This window comes from Mesorhizobium sp., from assembly GCF_005063415.1.
Lineage (GTDB): Bacteria > Pseudomonadota > Alphaproteobacteria > Rhizobiales > Rhizobiaceae > Mesorhizobium.
Genome location: NZ_SUEG01000113.1, coordinates 1 through 4,676, shown reverse-complemented (window position 1 = coordinate 4,676; position 4,676 = coordinate 1). Strand labels below are relative to the sequence as shown.

At 64.8% G+C, this 4,676-nt stretch carries 5 protein-coding genes and 2 pseudogenes; 4 read left to right on the top strand and 3 right to left on the bottom strand.

The annotated features are described in order from the left end of the window. Positions 1 to 1,326: DEAD/DEAH box helicase (locus tag E5W70_RS23820; protein WP_292663062.1), on the bottom strand; the 1,326-nt coding region annotated here is incomplete at its 3' end. A gap of 201 nt (positions 1,327 to 1,527) precedes the next feature. Here E5W70_RS23820 and E5W70_RS23815 point away from each other — a divergent pair. Both E5W70_RS23815 and E5W70_RS23810 read left to right on the top strand, forming a co-directional pair. Continuing rightward, positions 1,528 to 1,677: a hypothetical protein gene (locus tag E5W70_RS23815; protein ID WP_292663060.1), complete on the top strand. Its 150-nt coding sequence runs from the start codon at positions 1,528 to 1,530 to the stop codon at positions 1,675 to 1,677. Positions 1,678 to 1,783: 106 nt separating this feature from the next. After that, positions 1,784 to 2,818 carry an aspartate-semialdehyde dehydrogenase gene (locus E5W70_RS23810; protein ID WP_023680535.1) on the top strand — a complete coding sequence of 345 codons (1,035 nt, stop codon included), beginning with the start codon at positions 1,784 to 1,786 and terminating at the stop codon, positions 2,816 to 2,818. 189 nt (positions 2,819 to 3,007) lie between these two features. On the opposite strand, the gene E5W70_RS23805 is transcribed toward E5W70_RS23810, so the two are convergent. Then, positions 3,008 to 3,415 (bottom strand): ACT domain-containing protein, encoded by a 408-nt coding sequence (locus tag E5W70_RS23805; RefSeq protein ID WP_292663055.1) that lies wholly within the window; start codon positions 3,413 to 3,415, stop codon positions 3,008 to 3,010. Positions 3,416 to 3,672: 257 nt separating this feature from the next. On the opposite strand from E5W70_RS23805, the pseudogene E5W70_RS23800 reads away from it, so the two are divergent. Then, a pseudogene (locus tag E5W70_RS23800) lies at positions 3,673 to 4,087 on the top strand (DoxX family protein). Positions 4,088 to 4,231: 144 nt separating this feature from the next. After that, positions 4,232 to 4,495 carry a YMGG-like glycine zipper-containing protein gene (locus tag E5W70_RS23795; protein ID WP_023680734.1) on the top strand — a complete coding sequence of 88 codons (264 nt, stop codon included), beginning with the start codon at positions 4,232 to 4,234 and terminating at the stop codon, positions 4,493 to 4,495. A gap of 75 nt (positions 4,496 to 4,570) precedes the next feature. Here E5W70_RS23795 and E5W70_RS33175 read toward each other — a convergent pair. Next, positions 4,571 to 4,676: pseudogene (locus E5W70_RS33175) on the bottom strand (30S ribosomal protein S16); the annotation flags it as partial.

Sequence of the window (4,676 nt, the reverse complement as noted above, 5' to 3'; positions counted from 1 at the left end):
GCCCAACGGCGTGAACGGCGCCACGTCGAGAAGGTCCTCCGGCGCCGAGCGGCTGGAGCGGCACATCCGTACGAAGGCGGCGGCGACCTGTTCGGGCCCGTGCTGATCGAGAAGCGCCTGGACGAAGCCGCGCTCCTCATCCTTCACAGGCTCGCTGAAGACCGGGTCGGCGAGAATGCGCTCGTCATCGCGCCGTATCACGTCGTCGGCCGACGGCGGGCTCGCCCAGGTCGCCGCAAGGCCGGCACTTTGCAGCAGCCGCTCGGTGCGCTTGCGGGCATTATTGGGCACGATCAGCGCGCTGACGCCCTTGCGACCCGCCCGTCCCGTCCGCCCGCTTCGGTGCAGGAGCGTCTCCGGGTTGGTCGGCAGGTCGGCATGGATCACCAACTCGAGATTGGGCAGGTCGATGCCGCGTGCCGCCACGTCGGTGGCGATGCAGACCTTGGCGCGGCCGTCGCGCATCGCCTGCAGCGCATGACTGCGCTCGTTCTGGCTAAGCTCGCCGGACAGCGCCACGACGGAAAAGTTGCGGTTGTTGAAGCGCGCCGTCAGATGGTTGACGGCGGCGCGCGTGTTGCAGAACACCAGCGCGTTCTTGGCTTCGTAAAAGCGCAGCACGTTGATGATGGCGTTTTCGCGGTCCGCCTGGGCGACGCTCAGCGCCCGGTATTCGATGTCGAGATGCTGCTTTTCCTCGCCGGAGGCCGAGATGCGCACGGCATCGCGCTGGTAGCCCTTGGCCAGCGTGGCGATGGAGCGCGGCACAGTGGCGGAAAACATCAGCGTGCGGCGATCGGCGGGCGCCGCGTCGAGGATGAATTCCAGGTCCTCGCGAAAGCCGAGATCGAGCATCTCGTCGGCCTCGTCGAGCACCACTGCCTTGAGTGCCGACATGTCGAGCGAATTGCGGGTGATGTGGTCGCGCAGGCGGCCGGGCGTGCCGACGACGATGTGGGCGCCGCGCTCCAGCGCGCGCCGTTCGGTGCGCATGTCCATGCCGCCGACGCAGGACGCCACCGTGGCGCCGGTCAGTTCGTAAAGCCATTCCAGCTCGCGCGTTACCTGCAGGGCCAGCTCCCGCGTTGGCGCCACGGCCAGCGCCAAAGGTGCCGCCGCAGGGGAAAAGCGCTCCGCGCCATCGAGAAGGGTCGGCGCCAAAGCCAGGCCGAAAGCGACGGTCTTGCCGGAGCCGGTCTGGGCCGAAACCAGCGCATCGGCCTGGCCAAGCTCGAGAACCGCCTTCTGCACCGGCGTCAGCTCGACGTAGCCGCGTTTTTCCAGCGCCTTTGCCAGCGCGGGGACAATAGCTTCGAAATTGGACATCTTACTCTTTCGAAATTCGGATTCTGAATACCCGGCGACGGGTCAAATGTCGGCACGCGCCACGGACGGGCGCCACGAGCCAGACGATGCTCGTTCGTACTTGGTGCCGCCGTCATTGTACAGGGCGGGCGGGTCGGCCTGGTTGCGATTGACTCTGGACGCAAACCGCGTAAAAGCCGGCACCGAACGGGATAGTTTTCGATGCGCGGCCTTTTGATGGCGCTTCTTGCCTTCGACATCCCCGGCCCCAATGCGAACCATTGGGCCGGGCGCGTCGCTGCATCTCCTCGTTCCAGCAAAATCACGTTCTTGCTCAAAAAAACCGGCAAAACGACCACCAAAACGGTCTGATTCCCTTGGCCTAACCACCCTCTCCCGGGTCCGGCCCGGGGGTTGAAACCCGCATCGGCCGGCGGGTTTTCTCCAGAAACCGAGCGGAGAGGGACAGGAGATTTCGATGAGTTTCAAGGTTGCGATCGTCGGCGCCACGGGCAATGTGGGCCGGGAAATGCTCAACATACTGGAAGAGCGCGGCTTTCCGGTGAGCGAGGTGGTGGCGTTGGCCTCGCGGCGCAGCCAGGGCACGGAAGTGTCGTTCGGTGACCGCACGCTGAAGGTCAGGGCGCTCGACCAATATGATTTTTCCGACACCGACATCTGCATCATGTCGGCCGGCGGCAACGTCTCCAAGGAATGGTCGCCGAAGATCGGCAAGCAGGGCTGCGTCGTCATCGATAATTCGTCGGCCTTCCGCTACGACCAGGACGTGCCGCTGATCGTTCCGGAAGTGAACCCGGATGCGATTTCGCTGTTCACGCGCAAGAACATCATTGCCAACCCGAACTGCTCGACGGCGCAGCTGGTCGTGGCGCTGAAGCCGCTGCATGACGCCGCCACCATCAAGCGCGTCGTCGTCGCCACCTACCAGTCGGTCTCCGGCGCCGGCAAGGAAGGCATGGACGAATTGTTCACGCAGACGCGCGCGGTGTTCGTCGCCGACCAGGTCGACGTCAAGAAGTTCACCAAGCGTATCGCCTTCAACGTCATCCCGCATATCGACGTCTTCCTCGACGACGGCTTCACCAAGGAAGAGTGGAAGATGGTGGCCGAGACCAAGAAAATGCTCGACCCCAAGATCAAGCTGACGGCGACCTGCGTGCGGGTGCCGGTGTTCATCGGCCATTCGGAAGCGGTCAACATCGAGTTCGAAAAGCCGATCACCGCCGATGAGGCGCGCGAGATCCTGCGCGAGGCGCCGGGCTGCCAGGTCATCGACAAGCGCGAGGACGGCGGCTACATCACGCCGCTGGAATCGGCAGGCGAGGACGCCACCTTCATCTCGCGCATCCGCGAGGATTCGACCATCGACAACGGCCTGTCGATGTGGATCGTCTCCGACAATCTGCGCAAGGGCGCGGCACTCAACGCGGTGCAGATCGCCGAGCTGCTGGTCGAGCGCGGGCTGATCCAGCCGAAGAAGAAGGCGGCATAGTTTCGCTCACGGGCCGCATCGCCGCTATCACGGCTGGCCCTCCGCGGGGGACGCCGGACGACCGGCGGCCCGCAGTCGCGGGCTCGGCCTTCGGCCGTCAGCTCCCTTCTGCCCGTTCACGGGGAGAAGGTGCCGGCAGGCGGATGAGGGGCAGCACAGGCGTCTCAAATAGGCAGCAAGGCGCCGGCGTCACAGCCGGTTCTCCTCCGCCAGGTCCAATAGCAACTCCAGCGCCTCCTCCGCCCGGTCGGCGGGCACGAACAGGTGATCGTGGTAGAAGGCCGAGACCGGATTGACGCCGATGCCGGCTGCGGCCAGTCGCGCGGTGATGGCGGCGAGGAAGCCGACCGCTTCCAGCGACGAATGGATGTTCAGCGTCAGCATCCGGCAGCGGAACACGGTTTTCAGTCCAGCGGCCTTGGCATGGTCCTCAAGCACGATCAGCGTCATGCCCTCGCGCTCGCGAAATAGCATCACCGGGTGGACCCTGTCGGGAACGGGCGCATCAGGTGGCAACGCGGCGAAGACATGAACGCCGGCAAGCAACTCCGGCGTCATTGCCGCCAGCAACTTTTTCAGGTCGGTCTCTCCGGCCATCGGTTGCCTTCGTTGTGCGATCAGGCGGCGGCTGCCATCGAGCGCTCGGAAGACACCCCCTACGGATTTTCAATAACGCCCTCCACCTCACCCCGCAAGTTGGACTTGGCCAGGTTCGTTGCTGACTGAACGTACACACCCAAGGTTCGCCCCTGAAGTGAAAAGAACTGGAGGCATGTCGGATCGCCTTTATGGGCCGCGTCCTTGGTTCGAGCTGGCGAAGGAGCCAGTGCTCACAACGACCGGAGGGAACATCAATGACCATGTCTCAGGCAGCACCCGTCTCACCGCGCGCCCTGTGGGCCGGCCGCGTGCTCAGCGCCGTCATCGTGCTGTTCATGATCTTCGACGGCGTCATCAAGCTGCCGCCGCTCGAAATCGTCACCCAGACCATGGTGCAGCTCGGCTGGCCGGCCGATGCCAATGTCTCGCGCATGCTCGGCATCATTGGATTGGTCTCGACAGTGCTTTACGCGCTGCCGCGCACCTCGATGCTCGGTGCCATCCTGCTCACCGCCTATCTCGGCGGCGCCGTCGCCACGCAGGTGCGTGCGTATCGGCAGCCCTTTGTTCTCGCACATACTGTTCGGCGTCTATCTCGGCGCCATCCTCTGGGGCGGCCTGTATCTGCGCGATCCAAGGGTGCGCGCGCTGATCCCGTTCAGCCAATAGCGGCGACTTCGAAGCCGTTCGATGGCGGCCACGCCGCCAGAGCGGGCGCGGTCCGCAGCCGATCTTCTTCTTTGGATCAAATCGCCTGGTTGCGAGTTAGGGGGTGCAGCGGCGAGGACGGCACCCTGTTGGAGAGGAACGACAATGAAAAAGGTGATGATCTTGATGGCGCTACTGGTGCCGCTCGGTGCCTGCTCCCGTACTGAGCAAGGCGCGGCAGTTGGTGGCCTGGGCGGTGCGGCGGTCGGCGCTGCGGTGGCCGGCAACCCAACCAAGGGCGCGGTGATCGGCGGTGCGGCCGGCGCTTTGGCCGGTGCGCTGATCGGCCGTGCCAGCGAAAGCGGCCAGTGCCGTTATCGCGATCGTAACGGTCGTGTGTACGTTGCGAGCTGCCCGGAAGGCTATTGATCGGGCCCCACATGCTGATGAACAGCAAAACGGCGGGCAAGGCCCGCCGTTTCGTGGTTGTGGAGATGATTTGATTTATTCGGCGCTGGCGGCTTCCGCCTCGGCCGGCGAGGCTGCAGCGGCGGCAACGGCCGCAGCGGCATCTTCCTGCGCCTTCTTCAGCAAGGCTGCGCGCTCCTGC

Bases quoted from the DNA above. Each gene is read 5' to 3' on its own strand.
- E5W70_RS23815 (WP_292663060.1), top strand. From the start codon at position 1,528: ATGCGCGGCCTTTTGATGGCGCTTCTTGCCTTCGACATCCCCGGCCCC.
- E5W70_RS23810 (WP_023680535.1), top strand. From the start codon at position 1,784: ATGAGTTTCAAGGTTGCGATCGTCGGCGCCACGGGCAATGTGGGCCGG.
- E5W70_RS23805 (WP_292663055.1), bottom strand. From the start codon at position 3,415: ATGGCCGGAGAGACCGACCTGAAAAAGTTGCTGGCGGCAATGACGCCG.
- E5W70_RS23795 (WP_023680734.1), top strand. From the start codon at position 4,232: ATGAAAAAGGTGATGATCTTGATGGCGCTACTGGTGCCGCTCGGTGCC.